Consider the following 18,448-nt stretch of genomic DNA (forward strand, 5'->3'; position numbering starts at 1 on the left):
CGCGCAAATGCTAAGAGCCGGGCCCATGACAGAGCAAGTGCAAATCGTTTCGATGACGGGTTTTTCCCGCGCCCAGGGCGAGCAGGGGGCGGCGAGCTTCGCCTGGGAGCTGCGCAGCGTGAACGGGCGCGGGCTGGACGTGAAATTGCGTCTGCCGCCGGGGCTGGAGGCGTTGGAGTTTCCGCTGCGCGAGGCGGTGGGCAAGGTGCTGAAGCGCGGCAATGTCTCGGGCACGCTGAGCCTGAAGCGCGAGAGCGCGAATGAGGTGCAGCCGGATATGGCGGCGCTGGCGCGGATCAAGGAACTGGCGATCGAGCTGGCGGATTCGATCCCCGGCGCCCTGCCGCCCCGCGCCGAACTGCTGCTGGGCTTGCCGGGCGTGATGCGCTCCACCGCGCCGGAGGAGAGCGAGGCGCAGCGGGCTTCCTTGGTTGCCGCCGTGCAGACAGCCTTTGTCGATGCGCTGGCCGGGCTGGCGCGGGCCCGCGCCGATGAAGGCGCGAAGCTGGACGAGATTTTGCGTGCCAATCTGGCCGAGATCGAGACGCTGCATGCTCAGGCTTTGAGCCTGGCCGCCCAGCAGCCGGCGCTGCACCGCGCCCGGCTGAGCGCGCAGCTGGCGGAGCTGCTCGGCAATGCCACTGGTTTTCCGGAAGAGCGGCTGGCCCAGGAGATCGCGCTGCTGGCCACCAAATCCGATGTGCGCGAGGAGCTGGACCGGCTGACCGCGCATATTGCCTCCGCCCGCGCGCTGCTGGCCGAAGGCGGCGCGGTGGGGCGCAAGCTCGATTTCCTGATGCAGGAATTCAACCGCGAGGCGAACACGCTATGCAGCAAATCGGCGTCCACCGAGCTTACCAATCTTGGCCTCGCGCTGAAGGCTGCCATCGAGCAGCTGCGCGAGCAGGTGCAGAACGTTGAGTAGGCGCGGGCTTTGTCTGGTGCTGGCCGCCCCGTCCGGCGCCGGCAAGACCACGCTCTCGCGCGCGTTGCTGGAGATTGACGACCAGCTCTCGCTCTCGGTGAGTGTGACGACGCGCGAACGCCGCCCCGGCGAGAAGGAAGGCAAGCATTATTTCTTCATCACCCAGGACCGTTTTGACGAAATGGTGGAGCAGAGCGAGCTTCTGGAATATGCCCGGGTGTTCGGCCGCTCCTACGGCACGCCGCGCCAGCCGGTGGAAGCGGCGTTGCGCGAAGGCCGGGATGTGATGTTCGACATCGATTGGCAGGGCTTCCGCCAGCTGCGCGCCTCGCTGGGGGAGGATGTGGTCGGCGTCTTCATCAAACCGCCCTCGCTGGAGGTTTTGCATAACCGGCTGGTCAAGCGCGGCGACACGCCCGAGCAGGTGGCGCACCGCATGCAGCATGCCGAGGCCGAGATCAGCCATGCCGGGGAGTTCGACTATATCGTCGAAAATCACGATCTGGATGTGGCGCTGGCTGATATCCGCGCGATTCTGCGCGCCAGCCGGTTGCAGACGAAGCGCCAGACCCCGGGCTGAAGCCAGGGGTCACGGATTTGTAAAGCCCCTGCGCGCATGCTATAAAACAGGCAGAATGCGGAAAATTTTTGCCTGTAAAATCAATATCTTCGTCCTGTCTGCCGGCACGGCAAACGGGCCCCACCGCGACTCTGCGCTGACATGAGCGAGATCACCGACGAGCCGGGCGCGGGGCCGCTGACGCCGCGCGGGCAGGAGCCGGTTTCCATCGAGCAGGAGATGCGTAAATCCTACCTGGATTACGCCATGTCCGTCATCGTCTCGCGCGCGCTCCCCGATGCGCGGGACGGGCTGAAGCCGGTTCATCGCCGTATTCTGTACGCGATGAACGAGGCGAACAACACGCCCGACAAGCCCTACCGCAAATCCGCCCGTATGACCGGCGACGTGCTCGGTAAATACCATCCGCATGGCGACCAGGCGGTGTATCTGGCCGGCGTGCGTCTGGCGCAGGATTTCTCCATGCGCCTGCCGCTGATCGACGGCCAGGGCAATTTCGGCTCCATCGACGGCGATAACCCCGCCGCCTCGCGTTATACCGAAATGCGCCTGGCCCCGCCGGCGATGCTGCTGCTGGCCGATATTGACAAGGACACTGTCGATTTCCAGGCCAACTACGATGAAAGCGAGCAGGAGCCGAAGGTTCTGCCCGCCGCTTTCCCGAATCTGCTGATCAATGGCGCCGGCGGCATCGCGGTGGGCATGGCGACCAATATCCCGCCGCACAACCCCACCGAGATCATGGATGCGGTGCTGGCGATGATTTCCAATCCGGAAATCACGCTGGAAGAGCTGATGAAAATCGTGCCTGGCCCGGATTTCCCGACCGCCGGCATCATTCTCGGCCGCTCCGGCATTCGCAATGCCTACGAGACCGGGCGCGGCTCCATCATCATGCGCTCGCGCGCGACGATCGAGCAGATCCGCAAGGATCGTGACGCAATCATCGTCACCGAGATTCCGTATCAGGTGAATAAATCGACGCTGCTGGAGCGCATCGCCGAGCTGGTGCGGGCCAAGGAGATCGAAGGCATCGCGGATCTGCGCGATGAGTCGGATCGCGAAGGCATGCGCATCGTCATCGAGCTGAAGCGCGATGCCACCGGCGAGGTGGTGCTGAACCAGCTCTACCGCCTGACCTCGCTGCAGCAGAGCTTCGGCATCAACATGCTGGCGCTGGATCGCGGCAAGCCGCGGCAGATGGGGTTGCGCGAGCTGCTTCGCCTGTTCATCGAATTCCGCGAGGAGGTGATCCTCCGCCGGGCGCGGTTCGACCTCAACAAGGCGCGTGACCGCGCGCATCTGTTGATCGGGCTTGGCATCGCCGTGGCGAATATCGATGAGGTGATCCGCCTCATCCGCGCCGCGCCTGATTCCAACGCGGCGCGCGCGGCCTTGATGGCGCGGGACTGGCCGGCGGATGATGTGCTGCCGCTGCTGGCGCTGGTGGATGATTCCGGCAATGCGGTGGCGGACAACAACACCATCAAGCTGACCGAGGCGCAGGCGCGCGGCATTCTGGAGTTGCGTCTCGCCCGCCTCACCGGGCTGGAGCGTGAGAAAATCCAGGCCGAGCTCGCGGAAGTTTCAGAAAAGATCAAGGAATTCCTGGACATCATCGGCAGCCGCATCCGCCGGCTGGAGGTGATGCAGCAGGAGATCGTCGCGGCGAAGGACAAGATCGGCAGCGCGCGCAAATCCTCGATCGAGGATCTGGACGCGGATCTGGACGATGAAAGCCTGATCGAGCCGGGGCAGATGGTGATTACGCTCACCCGCGACGGCTTCATCAAGCGCACCCCGCTGGAGGTATTCCGCCAGCAGAATCGCGGCGGGCGCGGGCGCTCGGCGGCGGCGACGCGCGGGGATGACATCGTCACCCGCAGCTTCAACGCCCATACGCATCAATTCGTGCTGTTCTTCTCCTCGGGCGGCAAGGTGTATCGCGAGAAAATCTGGCGTCTGCCGGAGGCCGCCGCGAATACCAAAGGCCGGGCCTTGGTCAATCTGCTGCCGGAGCTGGGGTCTGATCAGATCACCACGGTGCTGCCGCTGCCGCAGGATGAGAGCCTGTGGGAAAATCTGCATCTGGTCTTCGCCACCTCCTCGGGCAATGTGCGCCGGAACAAGCTTTCGGATTTCCGCAATGTCCGCGCTTCCGGGCTGATTGCGATGAAGCTGGATGAGGGCGATCACCTCATCGGTGTCGCCACCTGCCGGGATGGGGATGATGTGTTCCTCGCCACCAAGCTGGGGCGCTGCATCCGCTTCCAGATCAGCGATGAGACGCTGCGTGTGTTCTCCGGGCGGGATTCCACCGGTGTGCGCGGCATCAGGCTGGGCAAGGATGACGAGGTGATGAGCCTGTGCGTGCTGCGCCATGTCGAGGCCAGTGTGGAAGAGCGCGCGGCCTATCTGAAGCAGCGCAATGCGGCGGCGGATGAAGAGGGCGCGGCGCCGGAAGAGAGCGACGAGGCGGTGGCTGAGATCGCGATTTCTGAAGAGAAGATTAAGGAGCTTGGCGAGGCGGAAGAAATTCTGCTCACCGTCACCGATTCCGGCTTTGGCAAGCGCTCTTCGGCCTACGAATATCGCGTCACCGGCCGTGGCGGCCAGGGTGTGGCCAACATCACGCTGAATGCCAAGCGCAACGGCACCGCCGTGGCGGCGAGCTTCGCGGTGCGCCCGGGCGATGATGTGATGCTGGTGACCAATGGCGGGCGGCTGATCCGCGTGCCGGCGGACCAGGTGCGCCTCACCGGCCGCACCGCGATGGGTGTGACCTTGTTCCGGCTCGATGATGATGAGCGCGTCACCTCCGTCTTCCCGGTGTTGGACGATGAGCAGGCGGAGCCTGGGGAAACCGCCGATGCCTGAACGCGTCGCCCTCTATCCGGGCACCTTCGATCCGATCACTAACGGGCATCTGGACATCATCACCCGCGCGGCGCGGCTGGTGGACAGGCTGGTGATCGGGGTGGCGGTGAATATCGGCAAGGGGCCGATTTTCAGCCTGGAGGAGCGCGTCGAACTGGTCCGCGCCGAGGTGGCGGGGATTGCGGAAAAGGTGGGGATTACGGTTGAGGTATATCCGTTTTCCTCCCTGCTGATCGATTTCGCCCGCGAGGTGGGAGCCGGCATGATTGTCCGGGGCCTGCGCGCGGTGTCCGATTTCGATTATGAGTTTCAGATGGCCGGGATGAATTACCGGCTGGATTCCAAGATCGAGACGGTGTTTCTGATGGCGAGCGAGACGCATCAGTTCATTTCCTCGCGGTTCGTGAAGGATATCGCCGCGTTCGGCGGCGATATTTCCAGCTTCGTGCCGAAGCAGACCTGTGAGGCCACCCAGGCAAAACTGAAGGGGAAAGCATGACCACCCGCCGCACCTTTATCACTGCCACAACCGCTACATTGCTGACGGGAGCTACCATGAGCGACGCGATGGCCGAGACCACGGCCTCTAACAACCTGAAGATGACGCTGAAATATGGCGACGTCACCATCACGCTGCGCCCGGACCTGGCGCCGCTTGCGGCTGAACGGCTGCGCACGCTGACCGCGCAGGGTTTTTATGATGGCTGCAAATTCTTCCGCGTCATCGCCGGCTTCATGGCGCAGACCGGCGATCCGACCAACACCGGCACCGGCGGCAGCCAGTTGCCGAACCTGCCGGCGGAATTCACCCAGGATGCGAGCTTCCTCACCGGCACGGTGGGCATGGCGCGCACCCAGGATCCGAATTCGGCGAACAGCCAGTTCTTCATCTGCTTCGATCCGTGCAGCTGGCTGGATGGGCAGTACACCATCGTCGGCCAGGTGACGGCGGGCATGGATGCCGTGCAGCAGATCAAGAAGGGCTCGGGCTCTTCGGGCTCCGTGCAGGATCCGGATTCCATCATTAAGATGGTCGTAGCGTAAACGTTTTTGGGGGCGCCCTTTTTTCAAAAAGGGTGCAAACCAAAAACCCGGAGGGCTCGATGCCCTCCGGGTTTTTTAATGCCCGTGCCTTGGGGATTGATGGAGGGCGCGGCGAAGGCATTGACCTTCTCCGGCGGCCGGGCATGAAAAACCCCAAGGCGCGTTGAGCGCCTTGGGGTTTTGGGGACGCCGCTTTTTGAAAAAAGCGGCACCAAAAACTTTTTTACGCCAGTTTGGTTTCCTGACGCTCTTTCAGGAAGGCCTTGAACTCCAGCCCCTCGCGCAGGCGGCGCACCAGCATCTGCGGCGAGAGCGCCATTTCCTTCAGGATCGACAGGATCTTCGACGGGCGGAAATAGAATTCGCGATACAGCGTCTCCACCGAATCGAAAATCTCCTTGTGGGAGAGATGCGGATAATGCAGCGGCGCGATCTGCACGCCATGCTCGTCGATCAGCTCGGCATTCGCCACATCCAGCCAGCCTTCCTGCACCGCCTGATTATACAGGAAGGTGCCTGGATAAGGGGCGGCCAGCGACACCTGGATGGTGTGCGGGTTGATCTCCTTGGCGAATGCAATGGTTTCCTTCAGCGTCTCCTGCGTCTCGCCCGGCAGGCCGGCGATGAAGGTGCCGTGGATCTTGATGCCGAGCTTGTGGCAATCCGCGGTGAAGCGCTTGGCGACATCGACGCGCAAACCCTTCTTGATGTTGTGCAGAATCTGCTGGTTGCCGGATTCATACCCCACCAGCAGCAGGCGCAGACCGTTCTCCTTCAGCACTTTCAGCGTGCTGTAGGGCACATTGGCCTTGGCGTTGCAGGACCAGGAAATCTTCAGCTTGCCAAGCTCGCGGGCGATCTCCTCGGCGCGCGGCAGGTTATCCGTGAAGGTGTCGTCATCGAACATGATTTCCTGAACATTCGGGAACAGCTCGATGGCGCGCTTGACCTCGGCGATCACGTTGCCCACGGAACGGGTGCGGTATTTATGCCCGCCCACCGTCTGCGGCCACAGGCAGAAGGTGCAATGGGATTTGCAGCCGCGACCGGTATAGATGGAGATGTAGGGGTGCTTCAGATAGCCGATGAAGTAATCCTCCATCCGCAGATGCTTCTTGTACACGTCGACGACGAAGGGCAGCTCGTCCATATCCATCAGCAGCGGGCGGTCCTCGTTCTTCACGATCTCGCCATTGCCGTTGCGCCACCAGATGCCGAGCACCTCCGGCAGGGGCTTGCCCTCGGCGATTTCCTTGATGGTGAAATCGAACTCATTGCCGCAGACGAAATCCAGAACCGGGGCGCGCTCCAGGCTCTCCACCGGCTGCACCGCGACCTTGGCGCCGATGAAGCCGACCATCATCGCCGGGTTCAGCTTCTTGAACTCTTCCGCCACCTTCACGTCATTGGCGAAGGAAGGGGTGGAGGTGTGGATGATCAGCAGCTGGTGGGTGGTGGCGTGCGGGAGCACATCCGCCATGGTCAGCTTCGCCGGCGGGGCATCGATCAGGGTGGAGTCCGGCAGCAGGGCCGCGGGCTGGGCCAGCCAGGTCGGGAACCAGAAGCTCTTGATCTCGCGCTTGGCCTGGTAGCGAGAGCCCGCGCCGCCATCGAAGCCATCGAAGGAGGGTGGCTGCAGAAACAGGGTTTTCATCGTCATTTTGTCACTCACTCTCTCGAACCAGGGGCTGGATGGCCCTTATCGGCGGCCATGGACTGGCCGCGCCAGACGACGCGGTTGCCCATGAAGCCGGCTATATAAATGATCGTGCTGAAGAAATCACGCAACAGATAAAGCCAGATCTCTCGCGTGCGGGCGATGCGCAGCGCCGCCTCGATCCGCCAGCCCAGCACCACCCGCGCCGCCCACACCAGCAGGAACAGCGCCAGGCTCCACAGCCCGAAGCCGGAGAAAACCAGAGTGAGGGCCGCCCAGAGCAGCGGGATCTGCAACACCGAGGCGGCAAAGCCCAGCGGCTCCAGCGCCCGGATGGTGCGGGCCCAGCGCAGCTCATGGCTGAACAGGCTGGCGAAGCTCTCTTCCGGCACGGTGGTGGCGGGGATGACCGGCGCCAGCGCCACGCGCTCGCCCGCCGCCAGCACCTTGCGGCCGAGCAGCTGGTCGTCCGCCAGATGGTCGGCCAGCGCCTCCAGCCCGCCGATGCGGGTCAGCAGGCTCTTGCGGATGGCCATGGTCGCGCCCAGGCAATCCTGCCGGCCGAGCTCACGGGCCAGCAACACGCCGGGCAGGAAACCCTGGTTGATCTGCATGGCGCCGAGCAGAGCCGGGAGGTCCCGGTTGCCGGGCAGGCCGGTATAGAGGCTGGTCACCAGCCCCACACCGGGCGTCTCCAGCGCGGCGACGACATCCGAAAGGAAATGCGGCGGCACATGCACATCCGCATCCGAAATCACCAGCAGCTCATGCCGGGCAAGCGGGCGCATATTTATGAGGTTTGCGATCTTGCGGTTGCGGCCATGCGGGGTGTCGTTGACCATCAGCGCCACGTCGCGCTCAGGATGGCGTTTGCGCAAGCGGCCGAGCAGCGGCAGCACCGGGTCATCCTGGCTCTGCACCCCGAAGACCAGCTGGTAGTCCGGATAATCCTGCAAAAAGAAGGATTCCAGCGCCACCTCGCTGAGGATTTCATCGCCATGCAGCGGCTTCAGCACGGTGACACCCGGCCGCGCCGCGGAGTCGCGGCGGGGCCGGGGGGCACAGAAACGCTCGGTCAGACGCGCGCCCAGGAAAAGCTGCACCACCCCGACAAGGGCGAACAGAGCGGTGAGTAAAGCCAGAAATTGCAAAGGAGGCGCGTTTACCGAACAGAAGGGAAGGGAATTAGCTCGCTTGCAGGGCTTTGATCTTGGTCTTCAGCGCCGCGATCAGCTGCGAGGCATCGCCGGATTTCACCAGCGAGGCGAAGTCCGAGGCGTGCACGGCGACCTGGCTGATGGTGCCATTCAGCAGCACATCCTCGATCTGCCAGCCATTCGAGCCTTGCGCCACCACATAATCGATCTCAACCCCGGTATCGCCGGGCGAGGCCAGCTTGGTTTCGACGATCTTCTTACCGCCCAGGCTCTTTTCCTCGGGCAGGATGGTGATGGTCTGGCCGCTATAGCCGTTGAACTCGGCGACATAGCTGGTGATGGTGAACTGGGTGAACAGCTCGATCAGCTCTTTCTGCTGGTCCGCCGGCAGGGTGGACCACAGGAAGCCGACGGAATTCTTCGTCACTTCCGGCAGGTTATAGGCTTTCTCCACCACCGGGGCGAGCGCCTGGTAGCGGGCCTGGAAGCCCTGGCTCTTTGCCGACTTCATCGAGGCGATGAGCGCGGTGTCCAGCGTGGAGACAGGCGCGCTGGCGGCGGAACCGGCCGCGAAGGCGCAGGGGGTGAAAGCGAGGCTGGCGCTGAGCGCCAGCGCCGTGAAGCGGAGTGAATGTTTCATGCGCTTCATATAGGAGACCTATTGCGCCGGCATCGCGACAAAATCATGGAAAGATTGCAACCCGAGCGCGGTCAGCGCGTGGGTGGCGATATCCTGCGCCGTCAGCCCGGCTTCGATCATCTGCGCGGCCGGGCTGTTATGGTCGATCAACCGGTCCGGCAGCGTCATCGGGCGGAATTTCAGCCCCTTATCGAAAGCGCCGCTCCAGGCGAGGTGATGCGCCACCGCCGCGCCGAAGCCGCCGGCGGCCCCTTCCTCGATGGTGATCAGCACCTCGTGATGGCGGGCGAGCTGGTCGATCAGATCGGTATCCAGCGGCTTCATGAAGCGCGCATCCGCGACTGTCGCGGGGAAGCCCTTGGCGGCGAGCTGGTCAGCGGCGTTCAGCGCGTCCTGCAGGCGGGTGCCGAGCACGAGTATGGCAACCTTGCCGCCCTCGCGCAGGATGCGGCCCTTGCCGATCTCCCACGGCGTGCCGCGCGCCGGCAGCTCGATGCCCAGACCCTCGCCGCGCGGATAGCGGAAGGCGGAGGGGCGGTCATCGATGGCGGCGGCGGTGGCCACGGCATGCATCAGCTCGGCCTCGTCGGACGGGGCCATGATCACCATGCGCGGCATCGGGCCGAGGAAGGCGAGGTCATAGGCGCCGGCATGGGTGGCGCCGTCCGCGCCGACCAGGCCGGCGCGGTCCATGGCGAAGCGCACGGGCAGGCTCTGCAGCACCACGTCATGCACCAGCTGGTCGTAGCCGCGCTGCAGGAAGGTGGAATAGATGGCGCAGAAGGGCTTCAGCCCTTCGGTCGCCATGCCGGCGGCGAAGGTGACTGCATGCTGCTCGGCGATGCCGACATCGAACATGCGGTCCGGGAATTTCGCCTCGAACTTGTCCAGCCCGGTGCCCGGCGACATCGCGGCGGTGACCGCAACCACGGCGGGATCCGCCTCGGCCTCTGCGATCAGCGCCTTGGCGAAAACGGAGGTATAGGTCGGCGGGCCGGGCGGCGCCTTTTTCTGCTCGCCGGTGACCACGTTGAATTTCTGCACGCCGTGATATTTGTCGGCGGCGGCCTCGGCCGGGGCATAGCCCTTGCCCTTTTGCGTCACGATATGCAGCAGCACCGGCTCATTCGCTTCCGAATCGCGCAGATTGCGCAGCACCGGCATCAGATGCTCCATATTATGCCCGTCGATCGGGCCGACATAATAGAAGCCCAGCTCCTCGAAGAGAGTGCCGCCGGTGAGGATGCCGCGGGCATATTCCTCGGCCTTGCGGGCGGTGCGCTCGATCGGGCGGGGGAAGCGCTTGGCCATCTTGGCGGCGAAATCCCGCAGGCTCATGAAGCTGCGCGAGGAGATCAAGGTGGAGAGATAGGCGCTCATCGCGCCGACCGGCGGGGCGATCGACATGTCATTGTCGTTCAGCACCACGATCAGGCGCGAGCGCATCGCCCCGGCATTATTCATCGCCTCATAGGCCATGCCGGCGGACATCGAGCCGTCGCCAATCACGGCGATGACGTTACGCGGGTCCTCCTCTTTTTTCAGGTCGCGAGCCACGGCCATGCCGAGCCCGGCGGAGATCGAGGTGGAGGAATGGGCGGCGCCGAACGGGTCGTACTCGCTCTCGGAGCGGCGGGTGAAGCCGGACAGCCCGCCCGGCTGGCGCAGCGTGCGGATGCGATCGCGCCGGCCGGTGAGGATTTTATGCGGGTAGCATTGATGCCCGACATCCCAGATCAGCCGGTCGCGCGGGGTGTCGAACACGGCATGGATGGCGACGGTCAGCTCGACCACGCCGAGCGAGGAGCCCAGATGGCCACCGGTGACGGAGACGGTATCGATGGTCTCGGCGCGCAGCTCGTCCGCCAGCTGTTTCAGCTGCTCGATCGAGAAATTGCGCAGGTCTGCAGGCACATTCACCCGGTCGAGCAGGGGGGTTTTCGGGGGCATCAGCAACAAGCTCCGTTTTGCGTCCGCGCTGCTTTGCCCATGGTGGTCCCTGTCATACGCTCTAACCTATTCATAAACGCTCCACCCGATTCGCGGCGGGGCTATTATTTATACATCCCTCACACATAGGCGACCGGGCGCCGAAAAGCCAGAAGCCCCCAACCGAAACAGGAGGCTGCCATTCCGCAGCCGCCGCCTGAGATGCAAGCTTATACTATGTGCACGCTTGCGGATTGTGGAGGCAATGACTTATTGCTGTGCGAGAATGCGTTGCGGCGTGACGCGCGGGCAACAGCCAGCAGACAGGATTGAGAAAACATGGACGGTTCACAGCCCCCGAAAACATTGCGGGTCATTCTGGCGCAGCCCCGCGGCTTCTGCGCCGGGGTGGAGCGGGCGATCGACATTGTCGAACGGGCGCTGACCAAATTCGGCCCGCCGATCTATGTGCGCCACGAAATCGTGCATAACCGCCACGTCGTCGAGGATCTGCGCTCGCGCGGCGCGGTGTTCGTGGATGAACTGGACGAGGTGCCGGAAGGCGCCTGGACCGTGTTCTCCGCCCATGGCGTCGCCCGCAAAGTGGTGCAGGCCGCCGCCGACCGAGAGCTGCCGGTGATCGACGCGACCTGCCCGCTGGTGGCCAAGGTGCATGCCGAAGGCCGCCGCTACGCCGCGCAAGGCCGTGAAATTGTGCTGATCGGCCATGCCGGGCACGCAGAGGTGGAAGGCACGATCGGCCAGATCGACGGCACCGTGTATCTGGTGCAGACGGTCGAGGATGCGGAGACGCTGGAGGTCAAGGACCCGGAAAAGCTCTCCTACATCACCCAGACCACGCTGTCCGTCGACGATACGCGCGGCATCATCGCCGCGCTCAGCGCGCGTTTCCCGGCGATTGTCGGCCCGGATGTCAAGGATATCTGCTATGCCACCCAGAACCGCCAGGAGGCGGTGCATCAGCTGGCCGAGCTGGTGGACTTGATTTTGGTGGTGGGCAGCAAAAATTCTTCCAACTCCAACCGCCTGCGTGAAATCGGCGCGGAGCTGGGCCGCCCGGCCTATCTCATCGACGATGCCGCCGCCCTGCAGCCGGAATGGTTCCATGGCGTGGCCAAGGTGGGGCTGACCGCCGGCGCCTCCGCGCCGGAGGTGCTGGTGCAAGGTGTGATCGACGGGATGCGCCGGTTCGGCCAGGTCGAGATCGAGCTGCTGGCCGGCACGCCGGAAGATGTGAAGTTTAAATTGCCCGCTGAAGTGGCTGAAGTTTAAGGATAACCAAATATGGGTGTACCGTTGAACCAGGCCGTCCGCGTTGGCGGCTATATTCTCAAGCAGCATCTCAAGGGCAATAAGCGCTACCCGCTGGTGCTGATGCTGGAGCCGCTGTTCCGCTGCAATCTGGCCTGCCAGGGCTGCGGCAAGATCGATTACCCGAACGAGATCCTCAACCAGCGCATCTCGCTGGAAGATGCGATCAAGGCGGCCGAGGAATGCCCGGCCCCGATCATCGCCATCGCCGGCGGTGAGCCGCTGCTGCACAAGGAAATGCCGCAGATCGTCGAGGCCTATCTGAAGATGGGCAAGTTCGTGATCCTGTGCACCAACGCGCTGCTGCTGGAGAAGAAGATCGACCAGTACAAGCCGCACAAGAATTTCTGCTGGGACATCCATCTGGATGGCGACAAGGAGATGCATGACCGCTCCGTCGACCAGGATGGCGTCTATGAGCGCGCGATCGACGCGCTGAAGCTCAGCAAATCCAAGGGCTTCCGCACCTCCATCAACTGCACATTGTTCGATGGCGCCGACCCGGACCGGGTTGCGGCGTTCTTCGACATGGTCGCGGATCTGGACATTGAAGGGGTGATGACCTCGCCGGGCTATGCCTATGAGCGCGCCCCGGACCAGGAGCATTTCCTCAACCGCCAGCGCACCAAGGAGCTGTTCCGCGCGGTGTTCCGCCGTGGCAAGGAGAGCAAGAAGCGCGGCAAGGTGTGGAAATTCACCCAGTCCCCGCTGTTCCTGGACTTCCTGGCCGGCAACCAGTCTTACGCCTGCACCCCCTGGGGCAACCCGACCCGCAACGTGTTCGGCTGGCAGCGCCCCTGCTACCTGCTCGGCGAGGGCTACGCCAAGACCTATCAGGAGCTGATGGACAGCACCGACTGGGATAAATACGGTGTGGGCAATTACGAGAAATGCTCCGACTGCATGGTGCATTCCGGTTTTGAGGCCACGGCGGTGATGGATTCCATCAAGCGCCCCTGGCAGATTGCCAAGGTCGCGCTGAAGGGCATCAAGACCGAGGGCGCCATGGCCAAGGATATTCCGCTGGATAAGGCCCGCAAGGCCGATTTCAACGTGTTTACCCGGCACGTGGACAGCAAGATGGCCGAGATCCATGCCGCCAAGGCGGCGCGCCAGGCGGCGGCGCAGCCGGCGGAGTGAGGTAAGGCTGGGGGATGTTTTTGGAAAAACATCCCCCAGACCCCCTCAAAAACTTTTGCGATTTTTGGCCCGGGGCGCGTGAGCGTTTCGGGCTAGATTTTTTCGGGCAGGGTTTTGACCCAGTTTATCAGGGCTTTGCGGGCGGCGGCGGCGTCGCGGCCGACTTTGATCAGGCCTGGAATTTGCCGGGGCTGGCGCAGGATGGAGCGGGCCAGGGCCATGCCGTCCAACTTGCCATCGGCCTTCAGCGCCACCAAAGCGGCGGGCGGCAGGTCGCGCTCCGCCGGATCGGCCACGGCGCGCAGCACCGCGAATGGCAGTTCCCGCTCCTTGGCCACCTCCGCCACCGCGCCGGATTCCAGATCCACCGCCGCAACGTGATAACGCTGGCTGAGCAACTGCTTTTCCTCGGCGCTGGTGACGATTTTGTGCCAGCCGAGAATCGGGCCGGCGAGCGGGCCGCCGAGGAACTCCAGCAGCCGGTAATCGCAAGGGAAGGTGAGCAGGCCGGCCTGAATCGCGGAGGGCACCAGGATGCGGCCGGGCTTGAGGCCCTTTTGCAGCCCGCCGGCCAGGCCGAAACTGAGCAGCCCCAGCACGCCTTGTTCATCCACCAGCGCCTCAGCGGCCTTGCGCGCGCCAAGCGGCGTGCCGCCGCCAATCATCACCGTGAATCCCGCATCGCGGAGCCATTGAGCTTCCGCCTGCAGGCCCGTCACGATGCCGATTTTGGCACGGTCCATTCAGAATTCCGAAATATGCCGCATTGAGATCCGCTTGGTGAGCCCGGTGGGGGTCGAACCCACGGCCGTCCGATTAAAAGTCGGATGCTCTACCACTGAGCTACAGGCTCTTACCAAGGTCCCGTGGGGCGGCGCCGCACGGTGAGGCGCAAAAACCATTTTTCGCCGTATGAAGTCAACCCATTGCCGGGCGAAAACGGCGCGCCTCGATGAAAGGCGCGCCGCGTTGGCTCAGGCCGCCTTCAGGCTCTTCATGTCGATGCAGAAGCGGTATTTCACGTCCGATTTCAGCATCCGCTCATACGCTTCGTTGATCTGCTGGATATTGATCATCTCCACATCCGCGGTGATGTTGTGCTTGCCGCAGAAGTCCAGCATCTCCTGGGTTTCCTTGATGCCGCCGATCATCGAGCCGGCGAAGCTGCGCCGGCGCATCAGCAGCGGGAACACCGAGATCGGCAGCGGATGCTCGGGCGCGCCCACCTGCACCATGGTCGCATCGCGCTTCAGTAGCCCGAAGAAGGGGCTGAGATCATGGCTGGCGGAAACGGTGTCGATGATCAAATCGAAGCTCTCGGCATGTTCGGCCATCTGCGCCTCATCCTTGGAGAGGATGACCAGGCTCGCACCCAGGCGCTTGGCATCCGCAACCTTGCTGGCGGAGGTGGTGAACAGCGCGGTTTCAGCCCCCATCGCATGGGCCAGCTTCACACCCATATGGCCGAGCCCGCCGAGGCCGATGATGCCGACCTTCTTGCCCGGCCCGGCACCCCAATGGCGCAGCGGCGAATAGAGGGTGATGCCGGCGCACAGCAGCGGCGCGGCGGCGGCCGGGTCGAGATTTTCCGGGATGCGCAGGACGAAATTCTCATCCACCACGATCTTGTCCGAATAGCCGCCCTTGGAGGGCTCGTTGATCACCTTGTCGGTGCCGCCATAGGTCTGGCCGGTCAGGCCCTCGGCGCAATATTGCTCCAGCCCTTCCTGGCAGGAGGGGCAGGTGCGGCAGCTATTGACCATGCAGCCGACGCCAACGCGCTCGCCGACTTTATATTTGGTGACGCCAGGGCCGACACTCTTCACCCGGCCGACGATCTCGTGGCCCGGCACGGCGGGGTACTGGGTGAAATGCCATTCATCGCGGGCGAAATGGATGTCCGAATGGCAGACACCGCAATATTCAATTTCGATTTCAATATCATTCTGGCCGACATCGCGGCGATTGAAGGTGAGGGGGGCCAGCGCCTCAGTGGGGCTGGCGGCGCCGTAACCGGTGCAAATAAGCATATGAATCTCCCGGGGTTAAAAATCCGAGAGGATATGGCCCCGGGAAAACCCGATTCAACCAAAGCGCCGGCCGACGCGTTCAGTTTCCTTTTAAGAAATCTTTGTTCTTACAAGTTGACGGCATCAAAACCCTTGGATAACCTGCGCGCAGCGGAAAGGAGCAGGTTGCGCAGATGTGTGGGATTGCCGGATTATTTCTGAAGAACTCAGCTTTGGAGCCGCAGCTGGGCGCGCTGATGAGCCAAATGCTGAATGTGCTGACCGAGCGCGGGCCTGACTCCGCCGGGTTTGCGATTTATGGCGCGGCGGCGCCGGGCCAGGTGAAATTCACCCTGCGCGCGCCGGCGGGGTTTGACATGGCCGGATTCGCGGCCCGCTTCGGCGCCAGCCTGTCGGTGCATGACGACCATGCGGTGCTGAGCCTGGCCCAGGAGAAAGCGGCCGAACTCCGCAACGCCTTGGCGAAGATGCCGGAGATTATCGTGGTCTCCGTCGGCAATCGCATCGAGCTGTTCAAGGGCATCGGCCTGCCGGAAGAGGTTGGCGCGCGCTTCGGGCTGGCCGGTATGGCCGGCAGCCATGCGGTCGGCCATACGCGCATGGCGACCGAATCGGCGGTGACCACGGAAGGCGCGCATCCTTTCTCCACCGGGGCGGATCAATGCCTGGTGCATAATGGCTCGCTCTCCAACCATAATGATGTGCGCCGCCGGCTGATGCGCGAAGGCATCAATTTCGCCACCCAGAATGATACCGAGGTGGCGGCGGGCTATCTCTCCTACAAATTGCGCGAAGGCGCCAAGCTGGATGCGGCGCTGACGCAGGCGCTGGAAGATCTCGACGGGTTCTATAATTTTGTCGTCGGCACCGAGACCGGTTTCGGCGTGCTGCGCGATCCGGTTTCCTGCAAGCCGGCGGTGATGGCGGAGACGGATGATTATGTCGCCTTCGCCTCGGAATATCGCGCGCTGGCGGATCTGCCGGGCATCGAGGCGGCGCATCTGTTCGAGCCGGAACCGGGGCGCGTCTATTTCTGGGAGCGCGCGGCATGAGTTCGGCGTTGGAAAAAACCATGGAAGATACGATTATGTTTGATCTCGCCGCGGCCCCGCTGCGGGAGCTGAATGAGAAGCTGCAAACCTTACCCGGCGGCACCAACCAGACCGCCTGGAGGATCGCCAACCCGCGCGGCGCGCATGCGCTGGCGGTGGGCATCACCACCCCGGTACAGGTGCTGATCGACGGCCATGCCGGCTATTATGCGGCGGGGATGAATGATGGCGCCGCCATCACCATCAATGGCAATGCCGCCACCGGGGTTGCGGAAAACATGATGTCTGGCCGCGTGCATGTGAAAGGCGATGCCAGCCAGTCGGCCGGTGCCACCGCGCATGGCGGCTTGCTGATCATCGACGGCAATGCCTCGGCGCGCTGCGGGATTTCGATGAAGGGCATCGATATCGTGGTGAAAGGCAATGTCGGCCATATGAGCGCCTTCATGGCGCAGAGCGGCAATCTGGTGGTCTGCGGCGATGCCGGGGATGCGCTGGGGGATTCGCTGTATGAGGCGCGGCTGTTCGTGAAGGGCAGCGTGAAGAGCCTGGGTGCGGATTGCGAGAAGAAACAGATGGGCGCGGAAGATGCCGCCATTCTCAGCGATCTTCTGCAACGCGCCGGTGTGGCGGCGAAGCCGGAGGAATTCACCCTCTATGGCTCGGCGCGCACGCTGTATCATTTCCATGTCGATAATGCCGGGGCGTACTGACCATGAACGACACGCCGTTCTCCCAAATTCCGCAGACCAAGCCGCGCTTTTCCGCGACCTTCGATCCGCATACCATCGCCGAGATCCAGCGCGCCGCCGCCACCGGCATCTATGACATCCGCGGCGGCGGCACCAAGCGCAAGCTGCCGCATTTCGATGATCTGCTCTTCCTTGGCGCCTCGATGTCGCGCTATCCGCTGGAAGGCTATCGCGAGAAATGCGGCACGGATGTCGTGCTCGGCACGCGCTTTGCCAAAAAGCCGATTCATCTGAAAACTCCGGTGACGATTGCCGGCATGTCCTTCGGCGCGCTCTCGGGCAATGCCAAGGAGGCGCTGGGGCGCGGGGCTACCGCGGTGGGCACCTCCACCACCACCGGCGATGGCGGGATGACGCCGGAGGAGCGCGGCCATTCGCAGACCTTGGTCTATCAATATCTGCCCTCGCGCTACGGCATGAATCTCGCTGATCTGCGCAAGGCGGATGCGATCGAGGTGGTGGTCGGCCAGGGCGCGAAGCCGGGCGGCGGCGGCATGCTGCTGGGGCAGAAAATCTCCCCGCGCGTGGCCAAGATGCGCAATCTGCCGGAAGGGATCGACCAGCGCTCCGCCTGCCGGCATCCGGACTGGACCGGGCCGGATGACCTGGAGATCAAGATCCTGGAGCTGCGCGAGCTGACCAATTGGGAGAAGCCGATCTATGTGAAGGTCGGCGCCTCGCGGCCTTATTACGACATCGCGCTGGCGGTGAAGGCCGGGGCCGATGTGGTGGTGCTGGATGGCATGCAGGGCGGCACCGCGGCCACACAGGAAGTGTTCATCGAGCAGGTCGGCATTCCCATCCTCGCCGCCATTCGCCCGGCGGTGCAGGCGCTGCAGGATCTGGGTATGCACCGGCAGGTGCAGCTGATCGTCTCCGGCGGCATCCGCACCGGGGCGGATGTGGCCAAGGCGATCGCGCTGGGCGCGGATGCGGTGGCGATCGGCACCGCGGCGTTGGTGGCGCTTGGCGACAACTCCCCGGAGTTCGAGGAGGAATACCGCAAGCTCGGCACCACCGCCGGGGCCTATGATGACTGGCATGAAGGGCGCGACCCGGCCGGCATCACCACCCAGGACCCGGTTTTGGCGGCGCGGCTGGACCCGGTGAAGGCCGGGCGGCGGTTGGCGAATTACCTCTCGGTGCTGACCCTGGAGGCGCAGACCATCGCGCGGGCCTGCGGCAAGAGCCATCTGCATAATCTCGAGCCCGAGGATCTGGTGGCGCTGACGCTGGAGGCCTCCGCCATGGCGCAGGTGCCGCTGGCGGGGACGAGCTGGATCCCGGGGAAGGGGGGCTGATGAAGGTTCGGGGTGTTGGCGACGACGTCGCC

Annotated in this window: 16 protein-coding genes and 1 tRNA gene; 10 read left to right on the forward strand and 7 right to left on the reverse strand. The window is 63.7% G+C overall.

The genetic code is table 11. The features are described 5' to 3' along the window. Window positions 1-25 precede the first annotated feature (25 nt). The 5 genes from T331_RS0101065 to T331_RS0101085 all read left to right on the forward strand — a co-directional run bounded on the left by T331_RS0101065 (window position 26) and on the right by T331_RS0101085 (window position 5,426). A complete protein-coding gene (locus tag T331_RS0101065; protein WP_026438695.1) occupies window positions 26-925 on the forward strand; it encodes a YicC/YloC family endoribonuclease in 900 nt (299 codons plus the stop codon). Further along, complete coding sequence (gene gmk, locus T331_RS0101070; protein ID WP_026438696.1) at window positions 918-1,505, forward strand: guanylate kinase; 588 nt, start codon at window positions 918-920, stop codon at window positions 1,503-1,505. Before T331_RS0101065 ends, gmk begins: the two co-directional genes overlap by 8 nt. A 141-nt stretch (window positions 1,506-1,646) precedes the next feature. Then, a complete protein-coding gene (gene gyrA / locus T331_RS0101075) occupies window positions 1,647-4,382 on the forward strand; it encodes a DNA gyrase subunit A (protein ID WP_026438697.1) in 2,736 nt (911 codons plus the stop codon). Further along, entirely contained in the window at window positions 4,375-4,881 is a 507-nt protein-coding gene (coaD, locus tag T331_RS0101080; RefSeq protein ID WP_008492975.1) for a pantetheine-phosphate adenylyltransferase, read from the forward strand. The genes gyrA and coaD overlap by 8 nt, the downstream gene beginning before the upstream one ends. A gap of 56 nt (window positions 4,882-4,937) precedes the next feature. Further along, a complete protein-coding gene (locus T331_RS0101085; RefSeq protein WP_211248657.1) occupies window positions 4,938-5,426 on the forward strand; it encodes a peptidylprolyl isomerase in 489 nt (162 codons plus the stop codon). Between the two features lie 223 nt (window positions 5,427-5,649). Here the strand turns inward: T331_RS0101085 and hpnJ are convergent, their stop codons facing one another. From hpnJ to dxs, 4 genes are read right to left on the reverse strand one after another with little or no spacing between them, the layout of a single operon-like run. Then, window positions 5,650-7,086, reverse strand: a complete 1,437-nt coding sequence (gene hpnJ / locus T331_RS0101090; protein ID WP_244876868.1) for a hopanoid biosynthesis associated radical SAM protein HpnJ — start codon at window positions 7,084-7,086, stop codon at window positions 5,650-5,652. 8 nt (window positions 7,087-7,094) lie between these two features. Beyond that, complete coding sequence (gene hpnI / locus T331_RS0101095) at window positions 7,095-8,234, reverse strand: bacteriohopanetetrol glucosamine biosynthesis glycosyltransferase HpnI (protein WP_026438700.1); 1,140 nt, start codon at window positions 8,232-8,234, stop codon at window positions 7,095-7,097. A 34-nt stretch (window positions 8,235-8,268) separates the two neighbouring features. After that, window positions 8,269-8,880, reverse strand: a complete 612-nt coding sequence (locus T331_RS0101100; protein WP_026438701.1) for an ABC transporter substrate-binding protein — start codon at window positions 8,878-8,880, stop codon at window positions 8,269-8,271. Between the two features lie 18 nt (window positions 8,881-8,898). Further along, window positions 8,899-10,830, reverse strand: coding sequence for a 1-deoxy-D-xylulose-5-phosphate synthase (gene dxs / locus T331_RS0101105; RefSeq protein ID WP_035178709.1), 1,932 nt, complete (start codon window positions 10,828-10,830; stop codon window positions 8,899-8,901). Between the two features lie 318 nt (window positions 10,831-11,148). Here dxs and ispH point away from each other — a divergent pair, with 318 nt between their 5' ends. Together ispH and hpnH are read left to right on the forward strand one after the other, a co-directional pair. Beyond that, window positions 11,149-12,102, forward strand: a complete 954-nt coding sequence (ispH, locus tag T331_RS0101110) for a 4-hydroxy-3-methylbut-2-enyl diphosphate reductase (RefSeq protein WP_008492982.1) — start codon at window positions 11,149-11,151, stop codon at window positions 12,100-12,102. 12 nt (window positions 12,103-12,114) lie between these two features. Further along, window positions 12,115-13,281 (forward strand): adenosyl-hopene transferase HpnH, encoded by a 1,167-nt coding sequence (gene hpnH / locus T331_RS0101115; protein WP_008492983.1) that lies wholly within the window; start codon window positions 12,115-12,117, stop codon window positions 13,279-13,281. Window positions 13,282-13,373: 92 nt separating this feature from the next. Here the strand turns inward: hpnH and T331_RS16905 are convergent, their stop codons facing one another. The 3 genes from T331_RS16905 to T331_RS0101130 all read right to left on the reverse strand — a co-directional run bounded on the left by T331_RS16905 (window position 13,374) and on the right by T331_RS0101130 (window position 15,311). Further along, window positions 13,374-14,024 (reverse strand): phosphorylase family protein, encoded by a 651-nt coding sequence (locus T331_RS16905; RefSeq protein WP_008492984.1) that lies wholly within the window; start codon window positions 14,022-14,024, stop codon window positions 13,374-13,376. Window positions 14,025-14,059: 35 nt separating this feature from the next. Next, window positions 14,060-14,134 (reverse strand) — tRNA-Lys (locus tag T331_RS0101125). A gap of 121 nt (window positions 14,135-14,255) precedes the next feature. After that, a complete protein-coding gene (locus tag T331_RS0101130; RefSeq protein ID WP_026438703.1) occupies window positions 14,256-15,311 on the reverse strand; it encodes an NAD(P)-dependent alcohol dehydrogenase in 1,056 nt (351 codons plus the stop codon). 173 nt (window positions 15,312-15,484) lie between these two features. Between T331_RS0101130 and T331_RS0101135 the strand changes: the two genes are divergently transcribed. From T331_RS0101135 to T331_RS0101145, 3 genes are read left to right on the forward strand one after another with little or no spacing between them, the layout of a single operon-like run. Further along, window positions 15,485-16,363 carry a class II glutamine amidotransferase gene (locus tag T331_RS0101135; protein ID WP_026438704.1) on the forward strand — a complete coding sequence of 293 codons (879 nt, stop codon included), beginning with the start codon at window positions 15,485-15,487 and terminating at the stop codon, window positions 16,361-16,363. A 20-nt stretch (window positions 16,364-16,383) separates the two neighbouring features. Continuing rightward, a complete protein-coding gene (locus T331_RS0101140) occupies window positions 16,384-17,076 on the forward strand; it encodes a GltB/FmdC/FwdC-like GXGXG domain-containing protein (RefSeq protein ID WP_035178862.1) in 693 nt (230 codons plus the stop codon). A 2-nt stretch (window positions 17,077-17,078) separates the two neighbouring features. Further along, the gene (locus tag T331_RS0101145) at window positions 17,079-18,416 is read left to right on the forward strand and encodes an FMN-binding glutamate synthase family protein (protein WP_026438706.1); all 1,338 of its coding nucleotides are present in this window, start codon (window positions 17,079-17,081) and stop codon (window positions 18,414-18,416) included. Window positions 18,417-18,448 lie beyond the last annotated feature (32 nt).

Origin of the sequence: Acidocella facilis ATCC 35904 (genome assembly GCF_000687875.1) — a bacterium.
GTDB classification, from domain to species: Bacteria; Pseudomonadota; Alphaproteobacteria; order Acetobacterales; family Acetobacteraceae; genus Acidocella; species Acidocella facilis.